Source organism: Neorhizobium populisoli, from assembly GCF_019430945.1.
Taxonomy (GTDB): Bacteria; Pseudomonadota; Alphaproteobacteria; order Rhizobiales; family Rhizobiaceae; genus Neorhizobium; species Neorhizobium populisoli.
This window is the reverse complement of the sequence record NZ_JAHYCB010000006.1, coordinates 33989-54536: the sequence shown is the minus strand read 5'-3', so window position 1 is coordinate 54536 and position 20548 is coordinate 33989. Positions and strand designations below refer to the sequence as shown.

General features: G+C 60.4%; 18 protein-coding genes and 1 tRNA gene. 12 read left to right on the top strand and 7 right to left on the bottom strand.

What is annotated here, in order from left to right; genetic code table 11:
- Positions 1-97: 97 nt before the first annotated feature.
- The gene (locus KX729_RS17610) at positions 98-1024 is read right to left on the bottom strand and encodes a dihydrodipicolinate synthase family protein (RefSeq protein WP_219743798.1); all 927 of its coding nucleotides are present in this window, start codon (positions 1022-1024) and stop codon (positions 98-100) included.
- Positions 1021-1728: a ribonuclease activity regulator RraA gene (locus KX729_RS17605; RefSeq protein WP_219743797.1), complete on the bottom strand. Its 708-nt coding sequence runs from the start codon at positions 1726-1728 to the stop codon at positions 1021-1023. The genes KX729_RS17610 and KX729_RS17605 overlap by 4 nt, the downstream gene beginning before the upstream one ends.
- Positions 1729-1892: 164 nt before the next feature.
- Here KX729_RS17605 and KX729_RS17600 point away from each other — a divergent pair, with 164 nt between their 5' ends.
- The 3 genes from KX729_RS17600 (at position 1893) to KX729_RS17590 (ending at position 4860) form a co-directional block, all read left to right on the top strand.
- The gene (locus tag KX729_RS17600) at positions 1893-2924 is read left to right on the top strand and encodes a uroporphyrinogen decarboxylase family protein (RefSeq protein ID WP_219743796.1); all 1032 of its coding nucleotides are present in this window, start codon (positions 1893-1895) and stop codon (positions 2922-2924) included.
- A gap of 194 nt (positions 2925-3118) precedes the next feature.
- Positions 3119-4027, top strand: coding sequence for a metal-dependent hydrolase (locus KX729_RS17595; protein ID WP_219743795.1), 909 nt, complete (start codon positions 3119-3121; stop codon positions 4025-4027).
- A gap of 14 nt (positions 4028-4041) precedes the next feature.
- Positions 4042-4860, top strand: a complete 819-nt coding sequence (locus KX729_RS17590; protein WP_219743794.1) for a class I SAM-dependent methyltransferase — start codon at positions 4042-4044, stop codon at positions 4858-4860.
- A 178-nt stretch (positions 4861-5038) separates the two neighbouring features.
- On the opposite strand, the gene KX729_RS17585 is transcribed toward KX729_RS17590, so the two are convergent.
- Positions 5039-5114, bottom strand: a tRNA-Thr gene (locus tag KX729_RS17585).
- 130 nt (positions 5115-5244) lie between these two features.
- The gene (locus KX729_RS17580) at positions 5245-6201 is read right to left on the bottom strand and encodes an NAD(P)H-dependent flavin oxidoreductase (RefSeq protein WP_219743793.1); all 957 of its coding nucleotides are present in this window, start codon (positions 6199-6201) and stop codon (positions 5245-5247) included.
- Between the two features lie 292 nt (positions 6202-6493).
- On the opposite strand from KX729_RS17580, the gene KX729_RS17575 reads away from it, so the two are divergent.
- Positions 6494-7846, top strand: a complete 1353-nt coding sequence (locus KX729_RS17575; RefSeq protein ID WP_219743792.1) for a hypothetical protein — start codon at positions 6494-6496, stop codon at positions 7844-7846.
- A 32-nt stretch (positions 7847-7878) separates the two neighbouring features.
- Here the strand turns inward: KX729_RS17575 and ppk2 are convergent, their stop codons facing one another.
- A complete protein-coding gene (ppk2, locus tag KX729_RS17570; protein WP_219743791.1) occupies positions 7879-8760 on the bottom strand; it encodes a polyphosphate kinase 2 in 882 nt (293 codons plus the stop codon).
- 178 nt (positions 8761-8938) lie between these two features.
- On the opposite strand from ppk2, the gene phoR reads away from it, so the two are divergent.
- From phoR to phoB, 7 genes are all read left to right on the top strand, one after another.
- A complete protein-coding gene (gene phoR, locus KX729_RS17565; RefSeq protein ID WP_246617680.1) occupies positions 8939-10228 on the top strand; it encodes a phosphate regulon sensor histidine kinase PhoR in 1290 nt (429 codons plus the stop codon).
- A 193-nt stretch (positions 10229-10421) separates the two neighbouring features.
- Complete coding sequence (locus tag KX729_RS17560; RefSeq protein ID WP_219743790.1) at positions 10422-11456, top strand: substrate-binding domain-containing protein; 1035 nt, start codon at positions 10422-10424, stop codon at positions 11454-11456.
- A gap of 195 nt (positions 11457-11651) precedes the next feature.
- On the top strand, positions 11652-13136 hold the full coding sequence (gene pstC / locus KX729_RS17555; protein ID WP_219743789.1) for a phosphate ABC transporter permease subunit PstC: 1485 nt from the start codon (positions 11652-11654) through the stop codon (positions 13134-13136).
- Positions 13133-14452, top strand: coding sequence for a phosphate ABC transporter permease PstA (pstA, locus tag KX729_RS17550; protein WP_219743788.1), 1320 nt, complete (start codon positions 13133-13135; stop codon positions 14450-14452). The genes pstC and pstA overlap by 4 nt, the downstream gene beginning before the upstream one ends.
- A 16-nt stretch (positions 14453-14468) precedes the next feature.
- Complete coding sequence (pstB, locus tag KX729_RS17545; RefSeq protein WP_219743787.1) at positions 14469-15284, top strand: phosphate ABC transporter ATP-binding protein PstB; 816 nt, start codon at positions 14469-14471, stop codon at positions 15282-15284.
- A 47-nt stretch (positions 15285-15331) separates the two neighbouring features.
- Positions 15332-16045 (top strand): phosphate signaling complex protein PhoU, encoded by a 714-nt coding sequence (gene phoU, locus KX729_RS17540; protein ID WP_219743786.1) that lies wholly within the window; start codon positions 15332-15334, stop codon positions 16043-16045.
- Between the two features lie 74 nt (positions 16046-16119).
- Positions 16120-16803: a phosphate regulon transcriptional regulator PhoB gene (gene phoB, locus KX729_RS17535; protein WP_219743785.1), complete on the top strand. Its 684-nt coding sequence runs from the start codon at positions 16120-16122 to the stop codon at positions 16801-16803.
- A 678-nt stretch (positions 16804-17481) separates the two neighbouring features.
- On the opposite strand, the gene KX729_RS17530 is transcribed toward phoB, so the two are convergent.
- Positions 17482-17910 carry a PACE efflux transporter gene (locus tag KX729_RS17530; protein ID WP_219743784.1) on the bottom strand — a complete coding sequence of 143 codons (429 nt, stop codon included), beginning with the start codon at positions 17908-17910 and terminating at the stop codon, positions 17482-17484.
- A gap of 467 nt (positions 17911-18377) precedes the next feature.
- Entirely contained in the window at positions 18378-18920 is a 543-nt protein-coding gene (locus tag KX729_RS17525) for a GcrA family cell cycle regulator (protein ID WP_219743783.1), read from the bottom strand.
- 409 nt (positions 18921-19329) lie between these two features.
- On the opposite strand from KX729_RS17525, the gene KX729_RS17520 reads away from it, so the two are divergent.
- Positions 19330-20526, top strand: coding sequence for an aspartate aminotransferase family protein (locus tag KX729_RS17520; protein ID WP_219743782.1), 1197 nt, complete (start codon positions 19330-19332; stop codon positions 20524-20526).
- Positions 20527-20548: the final 22 nt, after the last annotated feature.

Genomic DNA, 20548 nt, shown 5'->3' with positions numbered 1-20548 from the left:
CCGGTTGGTGGCCGAGCGGTAGCGGAGGCCGGGTGAGGGGGCTCCGGGTTCGGCCTGAGCCGATCTGAAGCCGCCCCACATCGCAACCGATCCAACCTCAAAACGCCGCGCGCTTATCCTTCCTCGCCATCCTCGCCAGCAGATAATCCACCTCCGCCTTGGCGGTCGGCGTCAGCATCTGCGCCGGCTTGCGTTGCGCATCGGTGGCTATCACCCCGCGCCGCTTCAGCACATGCTTGCGGATCGCAAGACCCACACCCAGCTGCTGTTCATACCGGATCAGCGGCAGATGTACGTCGAACAGGTCATGCGCCTCATCCCGCTTGCCGTCCGCAAACAGCTGCACCAGTTCCGTCAGCATGTCCGGGAAACCGTAGCCCGTCATCGCGCCGTCGGCGCCGCGTTCCGGCTCGAAGTCGAGGAACATGCCGCCATTGCCGCACAGGATCGAGAAGTCGCGCAGATCGCCCGATTTCTGCAGCGAACGCAGCTTGGTGATCTTCTCCAGACCCGGCCAGTCCTCATGTTTCAGCATCAGGCAGGACGGATGATTGGTGATGATCCTGGCGATGACGCCCGGCGTCATCACGACGGTCAGCGTTAGCGGATAATCCTGCAGCACCCAGGGCACATCCTCGCCGACCGCTTCCACGGCGCCGGCAAAGTAGTTGACGATCTGGTCGTCGGTGCGGAGTGCCGGCGGCGGGGCGATCATCACGCCGGCGGCCCCCATCTCCATCGATTCTCGCGCCAGCGAGCGCATGCCGGCAAAACCCGGTGCTGAGACGCCGACGATGATCGGCACTTTTGCTCGCGAGACAACGCGCTTGACGATCGCCCGGCTTTCGTCCGGCTCCATCTTTGGCGCCTCGCCCATGATGCCGAGAATGGTGATGCCGGTGCAGCCGCTTTCCTCGTAGAAATCGGTCAGTCTGTCGATCGAGTTGAAATCGATCGAGCCGTCTTCGAAAAACGGCGTGGTGGCGATGGCGTAAACGCCTTTCGAATTGATGCCGAATGTCATTTCTGGCCGTCCTTCCAGGCCTGGTAACGGGCCTTGGTTTCTGCATTCATCGGGTAGAGGCCCGGCAGCGGCACGCCGCGATCCACCTCGGTCATGATCCAGGCTTCCATCTGCTCCTGCTCAGGCGCTTCGGCCAGAACCTCGTCGAGGAAGGCGGCCGGTATCAGCACGGCGCCGTCTTCATCGACCACGACGATATCGTCCGGGAAAACTGCGACACCGCCGCAATTGATCGGCTCCTGCCAGCCGACAAAGGTCAGGCCCGCGACCGACGGCGGGGCGGCGACGCCATTGCACCAGACATTCATACCGGTGCCGAGCACGCCTTCCGCGTCACGCACGACGCCATCGGTGATCAAGCCGGCCACGCCGCGCTTGACCATGCGGGCGCAAAGGATGTCGCCGAAAATGCCGGCATCGCTGACGCCCATTGCATCGGCCACGGCAATGCAACCTTCCGGCATGGCTTCGATCGCCGCACGGGTCGAGATCGGTGATGCCCAGCTTGCGGGCGTTGCGAGGTCTTCGCGGGCCGGCACGAAGCGTAGCGTGAAGGCCTTGCCGACGACACGGCCCTGACCGGGCTTGATCGGCTTGGTGCCGCGCATCCAGACGTTTCGGAGGCCTTTCTTCAAAAGCACCGTGGTCAGCGTGGCGGTCGAGACGCCTTTCAGGGTTTCGACGACGTGCGGATCGAGCGACATGTATTCTCCTCGGGAAATTTTCTGGCCCGCCATGAACCGGCAGCGGCCGGATATTCGTTCGCATGCTCCAATTCGTCAAGAAAACTATGTCGCCGTTTTTGTTGACACGGCACGGCTTGATCGTCGTATAACGTCTTTCAACATTGGCAGATGGGAGGATGACGATGTTATTTCCGACGACTTTGGTGGGCAGCTATCCGCAGCCCGAATGGCTGATCGACCGTGCAAAACTTGCCGGCCGTTTTCCGCCGCGTGTCCGCGCCCGCGAACTCTGGCGCATTCCGCAGGAATATCTGGCCGAAGCCCAGAATGATGCGACGCTGATGGCGATCAAGGCGCAGGAAGAAGCCGGCCTCGACATCATCACCGATGGTGAAATCCGCCGCGAGAGCTATTCCAACCGATTTGCCACCGCGCTCGAAGGCGTCGATCTGGACAATCCCGGCTCGGCGCTTGACCGTTCTGGTCATCCGAACCCGGTGCCGCGCATCACCGGCAAGATCCGTCGCAAGCATGCGGTGGAAGTGGATGACGTAAAATTCCTGCGCAGCCACACGAACCGCAAGATCAAGATTACGGTTCCCGGCCCCTTCACCATGTCGCAGCAGGCCCAGAACGATTTCTACAAGACCGAGGAAGAGGCGGCCTATGATTATGCCGACGCGGTCAATGCGGAAATCAAGGATCTTTTCGCCGCCGGCGCCGATGTTGTGCAGATCGACGAACCCTATATGCAGGCCCGCCCGCAAAAGGCCGAGCAATATGGCCTCAACGCGCTGAACCGGGCGCTGGACGGTGTCACGGGGACGACGGCCGTTCACATCTGCTTCGGTTACGCGGCGATCATTCACGAGCGCCCGACGGGGTATTCGTTCCTGAACCAGCTTTCCGGTTGCTCCTGCCATCAGGTGTCGCTGGAAACCGCACAATCGAACCTCGATTGCTCGACGCTGACCGGCCTTTCCGGCAAGACGCTGATGCTCGGCGTCATCGACCTGTCCGACATGAATATCGAAACCCCGGAACTGGTCGCCAACCGCATCCGCCGTGCGCTTCCCTATGTCGAGGCGAAAAACATCATCGTGGCGCCCGATTGCGGCATGAAATATCTGCCGCGCGAAGTCGCTTTCGGCAAGATGCGGGCCATGGTGGAAGGCGCCAAGATCATGCGGCGCGAATTCGACGGCGCGGCTTGAGGCCTTTCCGACGTCGAATTCGGATGTCGTTGCCGGCTTTCCCGTCGGGGAGCCGGCACGGCTGGGATATCTGTACTTGTTCCCTCATGTTGCCCGCGTCTGCCGTATTGGCTATTGTCCCCTCTGATTGAGATGGGGTATTAGCCCCCACAAGACGGCCTAGAAGATTTGGGCCAGAACATCGGGTGACGACTATGGCAGCGGTTTCCGGCAGCGGCGCGAAATGGGATGGCGCATCCCCCGGCAATGACGACGAGGACATCATCCCGCGCGACATTCGCTTCGGCATTCTGGCCAATCCTGTCCGCCACTGGCTGGACGGCGACTTCCACAAGACGGTCCTAATCGACGGTCTCTCGATCTTCCTTCCTGAAGGCGAGCGTTACTTTATCCGTGCGCTGAAGCACTATGCGGGCAAGCTGAACGACAAGCAGCTTGCCGCCGAGATCAATGGTTATGCGGTGCAGGAAGCCTTCCACACGCGCGAGCACGAAGACTACAATCGCGGCCTCGCCAAACTCGGCTACGATGTCGACAGGATGGAAGAGCCGGTCAAGCGGGTGTTGCGCGCCGACAAGAATCCGGTCCTGCGGCTGGCGGTGACCTGCGCCATCGAGCATCTGACGGCAACGCTTTCCACGGTGACGCTGCGTCATCCGGAAATCCTGGACAATGCTGCGCCCGCCTATCGCCGCCTCTGGATGTGGCATGCGCTGGAGGAGCTGGAGCACAAGGCGGTGGCGCTCGATGTCCTGGAGTCGGCGACCAAGGGCGTCTCCGGCTGGAAGCGTTATTTGCTCCGCACCATGGCCTTCAACGGCGTCGCGTTCAACTTCCTCATCATCACGCTGCGCAATATGAAACTCTTCGCCAAGGCCGATGGACTGAAAACCGGGCCTGCCTTCTGGCTACGTTTCCTCAAGGTGGTTTTCATCTATCCCGGTTACTGGCGCAAATGCGCGCCGCTGGTGATGAAGTATTACATGCCGTACTTCAATCCGTTGAACAAAGACGACGACGAACTGGTCCGCAAGGGGCGCGACTGGCTCTACAAGGAGTTTTCGGCGCTTAAGGCGCAGGAAGCCCCCCCGCAGGCCGGTTGAGGGTCATTTCTCCCATGAGCAGCCGCCTGTTTTCCAGTGTTCTCGACATCGCCACGCCCGGCAGGTTTCCGCGCACCCAGAAATGGGTCTGGCGACGGGTCTACAACATCCTCTCCCTGTTCTGGAGCGATGCCGACTGGCGTTTCATGAACTACGGTTATTTGCCGGAGGGCGAGCCTTTTCCGCTGAAGCCTGAGGACGAGCCGGAACGCGTCTTCATCGGTCTCTATCAGCAGGCGGTCGCCGGTCTGGAACTGGAAGGCAAGCATGTTCTGGAAGTCGGCTCCGGCCGCGGCGGCGGATCGCGTTATATCGCTCGTTATTATGCCCCGGCCGCCGTCACCGGCATGGATTATTCGCCAGAAACCGTCCGTCGCGCGCGCCGTCTTAATGACGATACTCCGGTGCTCTCCTTCGAAAACGGTGATGCCGAAAATATGCCTTTCGCCGACGGCTCCTTCGACATAATCGTCAATATCGAGTCCTCGCACTGTTATGGCGACGTGCCGGCCTTTTCCCGCGAGGTCTCCCGCGTCCTGAAATCCGGCGGCTGGTTCACCTTCGCCGACATGCGGCCGAAGAGCCAGCTGAACAGCCTCGACGTCCAGCTCGGCGCTCCCGGTCTTGAACTTGTCGAGCACCGCAACATCACCCCTCGCGTCATCGCTGCCTTGGACGCCGCCGAAACCCGCAAAAGCGAACGCATCGGCAAATCCCGCCTGCTGCGCCGCTTCATGAGCGAGTTTTCCGGCTCCAAGGGCTCAGTGCTTTACAAGGGGCTGAAGAGTGGAAGCGTGGTCTATGTGGCGCGGCGGTATCGGAAAGCCCGATGAGCCCGCGATAGCTTGCCAAGCGATATCAGGCTGACGCGAAGATGAGCTATCCTGTGAACCGCCAGCTTGTTCTTCGATCCTCGAAAGCTCGGCATCGAGCCAAACGGACAGCCGCGGCGCTTCCGCCGGCAGAAATGATGGCCTGCTTTGCAAGCTATTGAGTATCGGGAAAGAGAAATGGTGCCGCTTACGTGACTCGAACACGTGACCCCGTCATTACGAATGACGTGCTCTACCAACTGAGCTAAAGCGGCACGGGCAACGCGCGGCGCAAGGCCGGGCTGCAGGTGAGGGCGCTGATACAGGCAATGAACTCCGATTTCAAGCCGGGTTTTTGCTTCTCCGTCATTTTTCCTGAAAAGAGCGCGGGATACTGGGTGCGTGTCAAAGCGCGAGCCGCGTCCGCGCATCCCGGTATTCGCCATCCAGCCGGTCGACCAGTTCGGCGACGGATGTCACTGATTTTACAGCGCCGACGCCCTGGCCGGCGCCCCAGATTTCCTTCCAGGCTTTCGGGCCGCTGACGGCTTGGTCGAAATCCATCTTCGAAAGATCGGCGATCGGAAGCGCGTCCGGATCCATGCCCATGGCAGTGATCGAGCCCTTCAGGTAGTTGCCGTGTACGCCGGTGAAATAGTTGGAATAGACGATGTCTGCGGCGTTCGAATCGACGATCATCTGCTTGTAGCCTTCGGCGGCACGTGCCTCGTGCGTGGCGATGAAGGGAGAGCCGATATAGGCCATGTCGGCACCCATCGCCTGGGCGGCGAGTATGCCGCCGCCGGTGGCGATTGCGCCGGCCAGCAGCAGCGGGCCGTCGAACCACTGGCGGATTTCCTGCACCAGCGCGAACGGGGAGAGCGTGCCCGCATGGCCACCGGCACCGGTCGCAACCGCGATCAACCCGTCGGCGCCCTTGCGGATCGCCGAATTGGCATGGCGGTTGTTGATCACGTCATGCAGCACGATGCCGCCATAGGAATGTACGGCGGCATTCACCTCCGGCACGGCGCCGAGCGACGAGATGACGATCGGCACTTTATATTTCACGCACATCATCAGGTCGTGTTCCAACCGCTTGTTGGACGTGTGGACGATCTGGTTGACGGCGAAGGGTGCAGCAGGTTTTTCCGGGTTTGCGGCATTGTGGGCTGCAAGCTCTTCGGTGATCATCGCCAGCCACTCGTCGAGCTGGGCTTCCGGCCTCGCGTTGAGTGCCGGAAACGCGCCGACCACGCCGGCCTTGCATTGCGCCAGCGTCAGTTCCGGATGGGAGATAATGAAAAGCGGCGAAGCGACCACGGGCAGGCGGAGCCTGTCTTTCAGGACGGCTGGAAGCATAGACGGAAATCCTCCCGATTTACCTTTACGCAAACGTAAGTCTGTCTAGCAGAAGCCGCCGTCACCGAAAAGCTGTCCTCCGCGGAAAAGATTGCGTCAAAAGCCGGTGGAAAACCTCCCGACGTGGACCTGGCGAACGTGCCGGAAGGCACATGTCCTGGGGCTTGGACATAACCTTTCCTTATTTTTCCTGATCGTTCGCCGGTCATGCAGTGCTTGCAGTTCCGGCCCGGAGCGGTTACCGAAACGTAAATTTCCTGCATTGTGGGATCGAGAAGCAAAAGGACCGGCAGTGAGCGGTTTGGAAACGGCTATCAGGAACGCGCTCGATCGCTCGGATCGGGCGGATCGCGAGACAAGGTCGCGCATCTACCAGTCGGCGCGCCAGGCATTGGAAGCCGGTCTTCGCAAGCAGGGCGTTTCCGACCGCCTCATCATCATGCAGCAGCACGAATTGCTGGATCGCAAGATCCACGATATCGAGATGGAAGAGCAACGTCGCCTTGCAGCACCGGCAGCAGAGCCGATCGAAGTCGATGTGGACGGCGATCTGGCCTATGCGGCTGAGCCCGAGCCTGCCCCGGTTTTTGTCGATCCGCCTCGCCAGGCCGCACGGCCGCAACCTGCCCAGCGCGAACCGCAGATTTCCGTCGATAGCGATAGGCGGCCCGAGCCGGGCTTCGCGCGTCAGGCTCCGCCGGTCGCGGCCGCTGCACCTGCCAACCCTTCGGTCGCCGCTCCTTCTGTTGTCGCCCAGCCGATTGCCGCCGAAGTCGCTCCGGATATGCGCGCCCAGCAAGGCCAGTCGGCCGTGCAGGATGCCGGCAATCTCGGTAATGTCGCCGTCGATCGCTCCGAGCATTTGGAATTCGAGCGGAGCGAGTCCAAGGTTGGAGGCAAGCAGCCGAAACCCGTCAAGGTGAAAAGGGTTAAGGGCAAGGCCGCCGCGGCGACGGATACCGGCCTCAATATTCCACCGGAGCGGTCGGCCAAGCCGCGCAAGCGCCGTGGTTTCCTGTCGCATCTTCTCACGTGGATGATTACGCTTGCCATCGTCGCAGCCGGCTGCTGGTGGTTCTATCAGTCCGGCATGGTGCAGTCCTTCATCGAGGAAGCCGAAAAGGCGGCCGATCAGCCGGGCGGTCTTTTCTCGCAAGGACAAAACCCCGCCGGTTTCGATCCGCGTCGCGGTTTCTCGGACGAATGGCGGGAGATCTTCGCGCCGTCGAAGGTCGCTGCCATGAAGCCGGGGCCGCAAGCTCGTGTCGAAGCGGTCGCTGCGTCGGAGGGCCAGGCTGTGCGTATCCTGTCGGCGACCTCGGGTGAGGGGGGTGACATCTCGATCGACGTGCCCGTGGAAGTGCTGCGCGACATGGCCGGCAAGAGCTCGACTGTGGCGCTGACCCTGCAATCGGGCGGCAACAATCTGACCCAGCTTTCCGTCCGCTGCGATTTCGGCAGCCTTGGCACATGCAGCCGTCACCGCTTTACTGCGACGCAGGAAAAGCTGGAAGCACTGTTCCGGGTCAGCTTCGATCGGTCGCTGGCGCCCACCCGGCCTGGACGCCTGATCCTCAACAGCGGCATCGACGGCGCGGACCGGCCGGTTCTGGTCTATTCGGTACGCGTCCTGCCTGGCCAATAAAAAGTTCTGAAGTAGCGCGAGGGTTCCCCGCGCTACTTCAGGAACTTTGGCCCGAACCCGAGAATCTTGTCGTCGATCTCGCCGATCGCGTCTTTGTCCTTGCCGTCGTAGTCCAGGGACAGGAGCATATGGCGGATGATGTTGAGGTGAGCGCGCCGCTTGTCGTTGGACAGCGCCACTGTCCACGGCGTTTCCTTCTTATGGGTCGCCTCCAGCATGGCGTCGCGCTTTTTGGTGTAATCGTCCCACTTGGTCAGCGCTGCAATGTCCATCGGCGAGAGCTTCCAGATCTTCAACGGATCATGGCGACGATCGTGAAAGCGCTTCAGCTGCATTTCGCGGCCGATATCCAGCCAGAACTTGAAGAAGATGATCCCTTCATCGTGGATCGTATCCTCGAAGCGCGGCACGGCTTTCAGGAAATCCTCGTATTGTTTCTGTGTGCAGAAACCCATGACCGGCTCGACCCCGGCGCGGTTATACCAGGAGCGGTCGAACAGCACGATTTCGCCGGCGGTCGGGAAATGCGCGATATAGCGCTGGAAATACCATTGTCCGGCTTCGGTTTCTGTCGGCTTGCTAAGCGCCACAGTGCGTGCCGAGCGCGGATTGAGATAGGAGCGGATGGAAAAGATCGTGCCGCCCTTGCCGGCCGCATCGCGGCCTTCAAACAGCGCCATCATCCGCTTGCCGCTGGCCTTCAGCCAGAACTGCACCTTGACGAGCTCGATCTGCAGCTTTTCCAGCTGTTTCTCGTATTTGTCCTTGTCCATCTTGTCGTCATAGGGATAACCGCCTGAACCCAGCGCATGCTCGTCGATCCAGGCCGGCAGTTCGGGATTGTCGATGTCGAACTGCTTGAACTTGCCATTGATCTCAAGGTTGATTGCTCGGCTTTCGGCTGCATCTGCCATGATCGTGGTATCTCCCTGCGCAACCGGCTCCAGCACGTCCGGTCGATCTGGTTCTATGTAACGCAAATATAGCGTTCGGCCATCTGTCCGCCGTTGGGGATTTTTACGATATTCATCGAAGGCGATGAACATCTGTCACAAAGCCTATATATGAGCCGCTGTTTAAACCTTGGGAGCGATGGGTAAAAGCGTGGAGCCGGTGGAGGGAAAATGGCGTGAGCGCCTGAAGGCGATGGCCGCAAGGATGCGCCGGGAGCGCCCCTTGTTGTTGCTGCTTGCCTTGGTAGCACTGATCGCCATCGTCGCGGATACGGACTGGCTGGCGGTTCTGGTCGTCTGGCTGGTCCTGTCACTTTCGGTGCTCGGTCGCCGAACCGATCTGCCAGAAGTGGAAGAGCCACCAATTCCGCAGCCGGAGCAGCTTGTCTTCGATCCGCTGCCGCAGGTCGCCGCCACGCTCGGTGCGCTGGACATCCCGGCCTTCCTCCTGAACAGCGAGGCCACAGTGCTTTTCCAGAACAAGGCGGCCGAGAGGGCTTTCGGCGCACTCGCCGTCGGTTCGCATCTTTCGGCACGGCTCCGCTCGCCGGGTATTCTCGACATGGTTCGGGAAACCATTACTACCGAAGAGCCGAACCAGATCGAACATTCCGAACGGCTCCCTTCCGAACGGGTCTATATGCTGCGTGTCGCGCCGGTCGACCTCAGCCAGGCGATAAACGGTTCCCAGGCCTTGAAGGAAAAGCTCTATCTGCTTTCTTTCCGCGATATTTCCGAACTGCGCCGCATTGACCGCATGCGCTCGGATTTCGTCGCCAATGCCAGCCACGAACTGCGCACACCGCTTGCGTCGCTGCGCGGTTTCATCGAAACGCTGCAGGGGCCGGCCCGATCGGACGCCGCCGCCCATGAAAGGTTTCTCGGCATCATGTTCGACCAGGCGACGCGCATGAGCCGTCTGGTGGACGATCTCATGTCGCTTTCGCGTCTGGAGCTGAAGTCGCATATCGCGCCGGACCAGACGATCGACCTGAAGCCACTGATCGGCCACGTGCGCGATGCACTTCTGCCGCTGGCCGACGATCTCGGTGTCGAAATCCGTACGCATCTGCCTGAAGGCAAGGTGGAAGTTCTCGGCGATCGCGACGAGTTGGTTCAGGTCTTTGAAAATCTCATCGAAAACGCCTGCAAATACGGTCAGGAAGGCAAGTTCGTCGATGTCTATCTCAAGAACGCGCCCTCCGACGCCGTGGAAGTCACGGTCGTCGACCAGGGGCCGGGCATTCCGGCCGAGCATGTTCCGCGCCTGACAGAGCGCTTCTATCGCGTCAGCGTCGCCGACAGCCGCTCCAAGAAAGGGACCGGTCTGGGGCTTGCCATCGTCAAGCATATTCTGACCCGCCACCGGGCCCGTCTGATCGTCAAGTCCGAGGTCGGCAAGGGCAGCAAGTTCACCGTCAGGTTTTGACATAAACCTGACGTACTGCAAGGCTGTGCAATTGGGTTATCGTTATATTTCAAATACTTAAATTGTCACAAATGTTTCACCGAAGTGACATAAAAGAAGCGGGCTACAACCGCTAAGACAAGCGGGCCGAGCACGGCGAGAGCGAGAGCCGCGCACGTCCGCATTCACACAAGCCCATGACGGGAGATACCTCATGAACATCCTGAAACTTTCCGCAGCTGCCCTGGTGGCTTCTGTCGCGTTTGCCGGCGCTGCCGCCGCACGCGACCAGGTACAGGTTGCCGGTTCGTCCACCGTTCTTCCCTACGCGAAGATCGTTGCTGAGACCTTCGGCGAAACCTTCCCGAACTTCAAGACCCCGGTCGTTGAGTCCGGCGGCACCGGCGCTGGCCTGAAGGAATTCTGCAAGGGCGTTGGCGAAGCAACCATCGACGTTGCAAACGCTTCGCGTCCGATCAACAAGTCTGAAGCCGATGCCTGCAAGGCAGCTGGCGTCACCGACATCCAGGAAATCCGCATCGGTTACGACGGTATCGTCTTCGCAACCGACGCTTCGAACGGCGACATGAAGCTTGAGCCGAAGGACCTCTACAAGGCTCTGGCCGCCAAGGTTGTCGTTGACGGCAAGCTCGTCGACAACCCGTACAAGAACTGGTCCGACATCAACCCGACCCTGCCGAAGGGCCCGATCGCTGCCTACATCCCGGGCGAAAAGCACGGCACCCGCGAAGTCTTCGAACTGAACGTTCTGGACGCAGGCTGCAAGGATGCTGGCGCTAAGGACGTTATCGCCAAGGAAATCGCCGACAAGGCTGCTCAGGGCAAGGCTTGCATTGCTGTTCGTAAGGACGGCGCCGCAGTCGACATCGACGGCGACTACACCGAGACGCTTGCTCGTATCGCTGCCAACAAGACCGGCCTCGGCGTATTCGGCCTGGCCTTCTTCGAAAACAACATGGACAAGCTGAAGGTCGCCACCATGCGCGGCATCAAGCCGACCTCCGCTACGATCGCTGACGGCACCTACCCGGTTTCCCGTCCGCTGTTCTTCTACGTCAAGAAGGCTCACTTGGGCGTTGTTCCGGGCCTGAAGGAATACGTAGAATTCTTCCAGTCCGACGACATGGTCGGCCCGGACTCCCCGCTGGTCGAATACGGCCTCGTTGCCGCTCCGGACGCACAGCGCGAACAGGCTCGCAAGGACTTTGCCGCTGGCAAGACCATGTAATCCGTCTTGAGGGTCGGCGCCGCCTTTCGGGGTGGCGCCGATTTTCCTTCGATCGGCAGTCGAGAGGGGCGCCGGTCGGTGCCGCGTTTGACGCGGTGATGGTTGCGCTTTTCGCGTAACGGCGAATGCGATCGGCTCCGATGAGCGGAGCTGGGCGGTCAAGGTGCCGCCGCAGGCGGTAGCCGGGGGATTATGATGAGTACATCATTGATATTGTTGATTGTGGCAATCATCGGCATTGCGGGCTACGTCGCCGGCGGCCGTCATGCCATGGCGCTGGTCGGAGGGCTTTCGTCCAAGCTCCATTCGCGGCCTGGCTATTACGGCTCCTTCGTTGCCGTATGGGCCGTCGTTCCGGCCGTGCTTATTCTTTTCGTGTGGCTGGTTGCCAGCCCGTTCTACATCAGCTCGTCGGTGCGCAGCGCTTTTCCGGATGACGTGAAAGCGCAGTCCCAGGCGGAGCAGGGTCTTGCCTATGGCATGATTTCCTCGATCGCCCGCGGCATGAACGCGCTGACCAACGAGGAAATCGAGCGTGTCGGCGCCAATCCGGTGGATCTGCGCGCAGCGCTCGGCGCCAAGGGCGTTCCGCTTGCCGGCGATCCGAAGCCTTACATGGTCAAGGCTGCCGGCGACCTGAACATCATGACCGACATCAGCCGGATCACCATGACGATCGTCGTGCTGGTCGCGGCCGTCGCGGGCGGCTTCCTCGCCTATCGCCAGATCGAGCCGCGCTTCCGCGCCCGCAATCGCGTCGAGAAGGTCATCCTCGTCAGCCTCGTTGTTGCATCGTCGATCGCCATCCTGACGACCGTGGGCATCGTCCTGTCGATGCTGACGGAAGCCACTCACTTCTTCACGCATGTCCCGGCTTGGGAATTCTTCTTTGGTACGGTCTGGGATCCGCGTTTCGCCGCTGCCGGTTCCGGCGGTTCGGAAGGCCAGTTCGGCCTTATCCCGCTGCTGCTCGGTACGCTCTATATCGGTTTCGTAGCGATGCTCTTCGCTGTACCGATCGGGTTGTTCTCGGCCATTTACATGGCGGAATACGCTTCTCCCAAGGTGCGTTCCATCGCCAAGCCGCTGCTCGAAGTCCTCGCCGGCATTCCGACCATCGTCTACGGCTTCTTCGCCCTGACGACCGTCGGCCCGTTCCTGCGCGACCTTTCCTCGCAGCTCAACGGCCTCGTCACCGGCGATTATTCGAACTTCATTCAGGCACAGAGCGTTCTGACCGCCGGTTTCGTCATGGGCATCATGTTAATCCCTTACGTCTCCTCGCTGTCGGACGACATCATCACCGCCGTGCCGCGTGCTCTGCGTGACGGTTCGCTCGGCCTCGGTGCGACCCGTTCGGAAACGATCAAGAAGGTCGTTCTGCCGGCCGCCCTGCCGGGCATCGTCGGCGCGTTGCTGATGACCGCTTCGCGTGCCGTCGGCGAAACCATGATCGTGGTTCTTGCAGCAGGCGTTGCCGCCCGCATGCAGCTCAACCCCTTCGAGCCGATGACCACCGTGACCGTCAAGATCGTCAACCAGCTGACGGGTGACCTTGAATTCACCTCGCCGCAGACCCTGGTTGCCTTCGCGCTCGGCATCACGCTCTTCGTCATCACGCTTTGCCTCAACATCTACGCGCTTTACATCGTGCGCAAATACCGGGAGCAGTACGAATGACCGATCTTACCTCTCCCATTGCAGGCATCTCCAAGCCCAAGGCAGGACGCCGTGATATCGGCATCAAGGGCCGTTACGCCGCAGAACGTCGTTTCCGGGCCTATGGGATCGCCGCTCTATCCTTCGGCATCATCTTCCTGATGATGCTTCTTTGGTCCGTCTTCTCCAAGGGCTATACCGCCTTTCAGCAGACGATGATCACCATCCCGGTCGAGTTCTCGCAGCAGGTCATCGACCCGCAGAACGAGCGCACAACCAATCCGCAGAAGCTGATGACGGCCAACTATCCGATCGTCGCCCGCAATGCGCTCGCCAAGGTGCTTGGCGCCGATGTCAACGACCGCGTCGCTGCCCGTTCGGTCGGCCAGATGCTGTCGGACGGTGTCCGTGCCCAGCTTCGTGACATGGTCGTCGCCAACCCGGCGCTGATCGGCACCACGCAGACGGTTTCGCTGCTCGCCTCCGGTGACATCGACTCCGCCTTCAAGGGCCAGATTGACCTGAAGGTCTCCCAGGAAAACCGCAAGGTCAACGACCAGCAGGTCAAGTGGATGAACCAGATGGCCGAAGCGGGCACGCTCGGCAAGCACTTCAACGGCGGCATCTTCGTCAACGGCGCATCGAGCCGTCCGGAAGCAGCCGGCGTCGGCGTCGCCCTGATCGGCTCCTTCTACATGATGCTGATCGTTCTGGCGCTGGCACTGCCGATCGGCGTTGCCGCCTCGATCTACCTCGAGGAATTCGCGCCGAAGAACAAGTTCACCGACCTGATCGAAGTGAACATCAACAACCTCGCGGCCGTTCCGTCGATCGTTTACGGTCTTCTCGGCCTCGCTGTCTTCGTCAACTTCATGGGCCTGCCGCGCTCCGCCTCCATGGTCGGTGGCTTCGTGCTGACGCTCATGACGCTGCCGACCATCATCATCGCGACCCGTGCCGCGCTGAAAGCCGTCCCGCCGTCGATCCGCGCTGCGGCTCTCGGTCTCGGCGCCTCGAAGATGCAGACCATCTTCCACCATGTCCTGCCGCTCGCCATGCCGGGCATTCTGACCGGCACGATCATCGGCCTTGCCCACGCACTCGGCGAAACCGCGCCGCTGCTCTTGATCGGCATGGTCGCCTTCGTAGCAAACTACCCGACGACGCCGCTCGATCCGTCGACGGCCCTGCCGGTACAGATCTACATGTGGGCAAACGAAGCGGAACGTGCGTTCGTCGAACGTACTTCGGGAGCGATCATCATCCTGCTCCTGTTCCTCATCCTAATGAACGTTGGCGCAATTCTCTTGCGGCGTCGCTTCGAACGTCGCTGGTAGAAGGAGGGAACTCGAGATGAACATGATGTCAGAATCAGCAGTTGAAAAGGCGCTGGACCAGAAGATGAGCGAAGTTTCCTACAAGATGATCGGCAAGGACGTCTCCGTCTATTACGGCGAGAAGCGCGCTCTGTTCGACGTCAACCTCAACGTCCGCGAAAACACCGTGACCGCGCTGATCGGCCCTTCGGGCTGCGGCAAGTCCACCTTCCTGCGGACGCTCAACCGCATGAACGACACGATCGAGAACTGCCGCGTCACCGGCAAGATCACGCTCGACACGGACGATATCTACGACAAGCAGATCGACGTCGTCGAACTGCGCGCCCGCGTCGGCATGGTCTTCCAGAAGCCGAACCCGTTCCCGAAGTCGATCTACGAGAACGTCTCCTACGGTCCGCGCATCCACGGTCTTGCCAAGAACAAGGCGGACATGGACCAGATCGTTGAAGCGAGCCTTCAGCGCGCCGGCCTCTGGACGGAAGTCAAGGATCGCCTGCACGAAGGCGGCACCGGCCTTTCGGGCGGTCAGCAGCAGCGCCTGTGCATCGCACGCGCCGTCGCCGTCTCGCCGGAAGTCATCCTCATGGACGAGCCCTGCTCGGCTCTCGACCCGATCGCGACTGCCAAGGTTGAAGAACTCATCCATGAACTGCGCGCCAACTACACGATCGTCATCGTGACGCACTCGATGCAGCAGGCTGCCCGCGTCTCGCAGCGCACCGCCATGTTCCATCTCGGCAACCTCGTCGAGGAGAACGATACCGACAAGATGTTCACCAACCCGGACGACCAGCGCACCCAGGACTACATCATGGGTCGTTTCGGCTGATATGCCGGACTGTGCCGCCTGAATTTCACCTATTTAAGGATAAGAAGATGGCATCGACCCATATTCTGTCGGCCTACGACGATGAACTGAAATACCTGCGCCGCCGCATTTCCGAAATGGGCGGTCTTGCCGAGCAGATGTGCTCGGACGCTCTGCGCGCGCTCGTCAATTCCGACGCAGCCCTGGCGCAGAAGGTGATTTCCGACGACGTGATCCTCGATCACGCTGAGCGCGAAATCCAGGACAAGGCGATCGTCACGATTGCCAAGCGCCAGCCGATGGCGTCCGACCTTCGCGAGATCGTCGGCACGCTGCGTATCGCGGCTGATCTCGAGCGCGTCGGCGACCTTGGCAAGAACACTGCCAAGCGCGTCATCGCGGTTCAGGGCACCGGCGTCCCACGCAAGCTCGCCCGCGGCCTGGAACATCTGTCGGATCTCGCTCTGGTGCAGCTCAAGGACGTTCTCGACGTCTACTCGACGCGTTCTGCCGAAAAGGCCGAGGCGATCCGTAGCCGCGACGAAGAGATCGACGCGATGTACACCTCGCTGTTCCGCGAACTCCTGACCTACATGATGGAAGATCCGCGCAACATCACCACCTGCACGCACCTCTTGTTCTGCGCCAAGAACATCGAGCGTATCGGTGACCATGCGACCAACATCGCCGAGACCATCTACTACATGACGACGGGTGCTCAGCCGGAAGGCGATCGTCCGAAGGACGATACGGCAAACACGGTCGGCGCGGTCACCGAATAGGGCCGCCCCGAAGAGTGAGGGCCTGCGTAAACATGGCCTGCGTAAAATACGGAATGTGACGGAGCATATCTGAAATGCTGCCAAAAATCGCCGTTGTGGAAGACGAAGAAGCACTCAGCGTGCTTCTTCGCTACAATCTTGAAGCTGAAGGTTATGAGGTCGAGACGATCCTTAGGGGCGACGAGGCCGAAATCAGACTTCAGGAGCGGACACCGGATCTTCTGATCCTCGACTGGATGCTGCCCGGCGTTTCCGGTATCGAACTCTGCCGCCGGCTGCGCATGCGCCCTGAAACCGAGCGCCTGCCGATCATCATGCTGACCGCCCGTGGCGAAGAAAGCGAACGCGTTCGCGGTCTCGCCACCGGTGCCGACGACTATGTGGTGAAGCCCTTCTCGACGCCGGAACTGATGGCCCGCGTCAAGGCCATGCTCCGCCGTGCCAAGCCCGAAGTCCTCTCCAGCGTCCTGCGCTGCGGCGACATAGAGCTTGATCGCGAGACGCATCGCGTGCATCGCAAGAGCCGCGAAGTCCGCCTCGGACCGACGGAATTCCGCCTTCTGGAATTCCTGATGGCCTCTCCGGGTCGCGTCTTCTCGCGCTCCCAACTGCTGGATGGTGTCTGGGGTCACGACATCTATGTCGACGAACGCACCGTCGACGTGCATGTCGGCCGCCTGCGAAAGGCTTTGAACTTCTCCAACATGCAGGATGTCATCCGCACCGTCCGCGGCGCGGGATATTCGATGGAATCTTGATCATTCTCTCAGCCTCGCTCTGAGGGGCCAGAGATAACGCGCTTGAAGCCGCTCTTTCCAGGATTGTTCCTGCGGATGAGCGGCTTTCATTTTTTATCCGGCTAATCCAAATCCAAAAACTTTATTTCGGACAAACAAAAGTAAGCTATCGCTATATGGTAAGTAAGTGACTGATTTTACCATCTTTTGTGTTTCGAAGTCGTAATCGACGCTCATCAAACTTGCGAAAAGATACCCGTCAAAAAATTTTATCCCGGAGACCCATGTATAGCATACTCCGGGTTCAAAGCATTTGGACGTGGCTGGTCCAAACATTTTCTCATAATCTTCAAAACTTGCACTCTCGATGCTCTGATCCCAATTCGCCGGGTTATGTGAGAAAGTGCAATAGGCGAAAGAAACGGCTAGGCTTAAAAAGATGATATGCTTTTTAAGTCTGGGGTTCATTGGCCATACCGGGTAAAATGAGCGTTAACAGGATTGTATGTACCTTCAGTCGCAAGATATTTGAAACTTCGGTAAGCGCTTGTCTTGGTAGAGGCACCGAGAGATACTCGACGCGATATCACCATCAGTCGCAAAAAACGATTAGGGAAAATAACTCAAGCTGATGAAGCGCAGCTTATTATCTAGTTGGCAACCCTGACGTGTTCGAATCTTGCTTGCAAGCGTGGTTGTTTAGCTCTCCATCTGCCATTCCGGCAACGGGAAGACCCGGTCGTAGCCCCAGTTGAAAACGAAGGCGTAGACGACGTAGAAGAGCGCAAATGCCACGTCCATGACGAGCGCCTCCCACAAGCTGATCTGCAGATACCAGGCCACGAACGGCAACAGCACCACCAGCAATCCAAGTTCGAACAGGATCGCATGCGCCACGCGAATGGCCGGCGATTTTCGGGTGCTGCCCGTCTGCCGTCGCATCAGGTGGTCGAAACCCAGATTGTAGAGATAGTTCCAGCCCGTCGCGATCGTCGCGCCGCCGATGGCGATGACGCCGATATCCGAGATCGGCTTGCTGAACAGCAGCGCGCCGACCGGCGTTACGATGAGAAGCGCGATAAGCTCGAAGCTGATGGCGTGGCGAATGCGGTCTCGTGTCGAGCGCATGGTGAACCCCTGTGGGTAGGTTCCGGGTCGTCCCGGAGTTCATGCCCGATACGGGGGAGGTCGTCCTCGCTGGTTTGAAATAGGTGATTGGGTGCGCTGGGGCAAGGGCTGGCGGGGCAGGGCTGCTATGCGCGGCGGGCGGGCAGGCATATTGTCGGACAGCGAGTTATTGCGCGACGGACGAGGTTGGCCTCCCTTCTCCCCAGCGGGGGAAGGTGCCGACAGGCGGATGAAGGGGCCGCGCGAAACAACCCCCAATATCCTTACTGAACGTGGAGAACTCGGCCCCCTCATCCGACCCTTCAGGCCACCTTCTCCCGGCTGGGGAGAAGGGAAAGCCTTCCGCATCGGGCGATCCACCGGAGATGCATCGCCCGATGCGGTTGGAGCCGATCGCAACCCAACAAAAAAGCGGGCCGTAAGCCCGCTTTCCATCTCGTCCTCGTGAGTGCCGCCGGAAGCCTTGATCAGGCTCGGACGGCTGCCCTGCGGCGCTCATGCACCGGCTGATAGGCCAGCTTGGCGTGGTAACCGCAATACGGCGAGCTGTCCGGGGACTCGCAGCCGCAGAAATGGAAGTCTTCCTGTAGCGGGTCGCCGACCGGCCACTTGCAGGTGCGCTCGGTGAGTTCCGTCAGGCCGAGGCGGCGGGAAATCGGCACGACCACGTTAGAGGCGGGACGATATTCCATCTCATGATAGGTTTCGACCTCGATCTCTTCCTTCACAACAGTCGCGCCGACAGCGCGGGCGACGGTGCGGGTGGTGACACGGGACGCATAGTTCGGGGCGCGTGGCGCGGACGTGGTGCGCTTCGCAGCCGTGTTGTTGGTACGGCTCGTCGCCACAGTGCCGCCGGCCTTCGCTCGGCCGGGCAGGCTAAGGCGGTGCACCTTGCCGATCACGGCATTACGGCTTACGCCTCCGAGTTGTGCTGCGATCTGGCTGGCGCTGAGGCCCTCCGACCACAGTCGTTTCAGTTTCTCGACACGCTCGTCTGTCCAGTTCATGCCCGTTCTCCGCCTTTGAACGTCGCCGGCAAGCAGAATCCTTTCACCCTCGCCGCGAAGATCATCTTCAGGCGAACACAATATCTGGGATGTGGGTGACTAGTTCCGCCGCATGCGTTCTAGTAATTGAGTATTAACCTAGTGTGAGGCTGACTCCGTGGCAAGAGTCGGGCGAATCATGGTGAATCGATTTCGCGGTTTTCCCCAACTTGCTGTCCGGGCGAGTCATTTTTGTCACAGAGGCTGTGGATCGTCGTTTTAGCGCCGAAAGATGGCGAAAATGCCGAGCTTTGTTGACATTCCGGCCTCAAGCCCCGATAGTGCCCGCGCCGCCCTGAGGGCGGCATTTTTGATTTTTCCGGCCGGTTGTTCCGGCTTTTCAGGTACTGCCTAGAGGAGTGATGTCGCCATGGCTGAAGCCGCGCTTTTCGACACGTTTGCCCGGGCTCCGCTGCGCTTTGAGCGCGGCGAGGGCGTATGGCTTGTGACGGAAAAGGGCGAGCGATATCTCGACTTCGGCTCGGGCGTTGCCGTGAATTCTCTCGGTCATGCCCATCCGCATCTCGTCGAGGCGCTGAAGAGCCAGGCGGAGAAGGTCTGGCATGTGTCGAACCTTTATGAAGTGCCTGGCCAGGAGAGCCTGTCGCGGCGTCTCGCCGACAACTCTTTCGCGGATAAGGTGTTTTTCACCAATTCCGGCGCAGAGGCGCTGGAGTGCTCGATCAAGACCGCACGCCGCTATCAATATGTGAAGGGTCACCCGGAACGCTTCCATATCATCACCTTCGAAGGCGCCTTCCATGGCCGTACGTTGGCGACCATCGCCGCCGGCGGCCAGGCGAAATATCTGGAGGGCTTCGGCCCCAAGGTCGAAGGTTTCGATCAGGTGCCGTTCGGTGACCTCGACGCACTGAAGGCGGCGATCACCGAAAAGACCGCCGCAATCCTGATCGAGCCGATCCAGGGTGAAGGCGGTATCCGACCGGTGCCGAAGGAATTCATGCAGACGTTGCGCCAGCTTTGCGACGATAACGGCCTGCTGCTGATCTTCGATGAAGTCCAGACCGGCATGGGGCGCACGGGCAAGCTCTTCGCGCATGAATATGCTGGCGTGACGCCGGATATCATGGCGCTCGCCAAGGGCATCGGCGGTGGTTATCCGCTCGGCGCCTGCCTTGCAACGGCAGAGGCCGCATCGGGCATGACCGCCGGCACGCACGGCACGACCTATGGCGGCAATCCGCTCGGCATGGCCGTCGGCAATGCCGTGCTCGATGTCATGCTGGCCGACGGCTTCATGGAAAATATCCGCGACGTCTCGCTGATCTTCCGTCAGGGGCTTGCGAGCCTCAAGGACCGTTTCCCTGAGGTTATCGAAGATGTTCGCGGCGAAGGCCTGCTGCTCGGCGTCAAGGCCAAGGTCCCGGCGGCTGAACTGATGCTGGCGATGCGCGACGAAAAGATGCTGGGCATTCCGGCCGGCGACAATGTCGTGCGCCTGATCCCGCCGCTGACGGTCACGGTCGAAGAGGCCCGCGAAGGCCTCGCCCGTCTCGAAAAGGCGGCTGAAAAACTCGCCGCCGTCGAAATGAAGAAATCGGCCTGAGGGGCAGGGAAGGGGGCGCCAT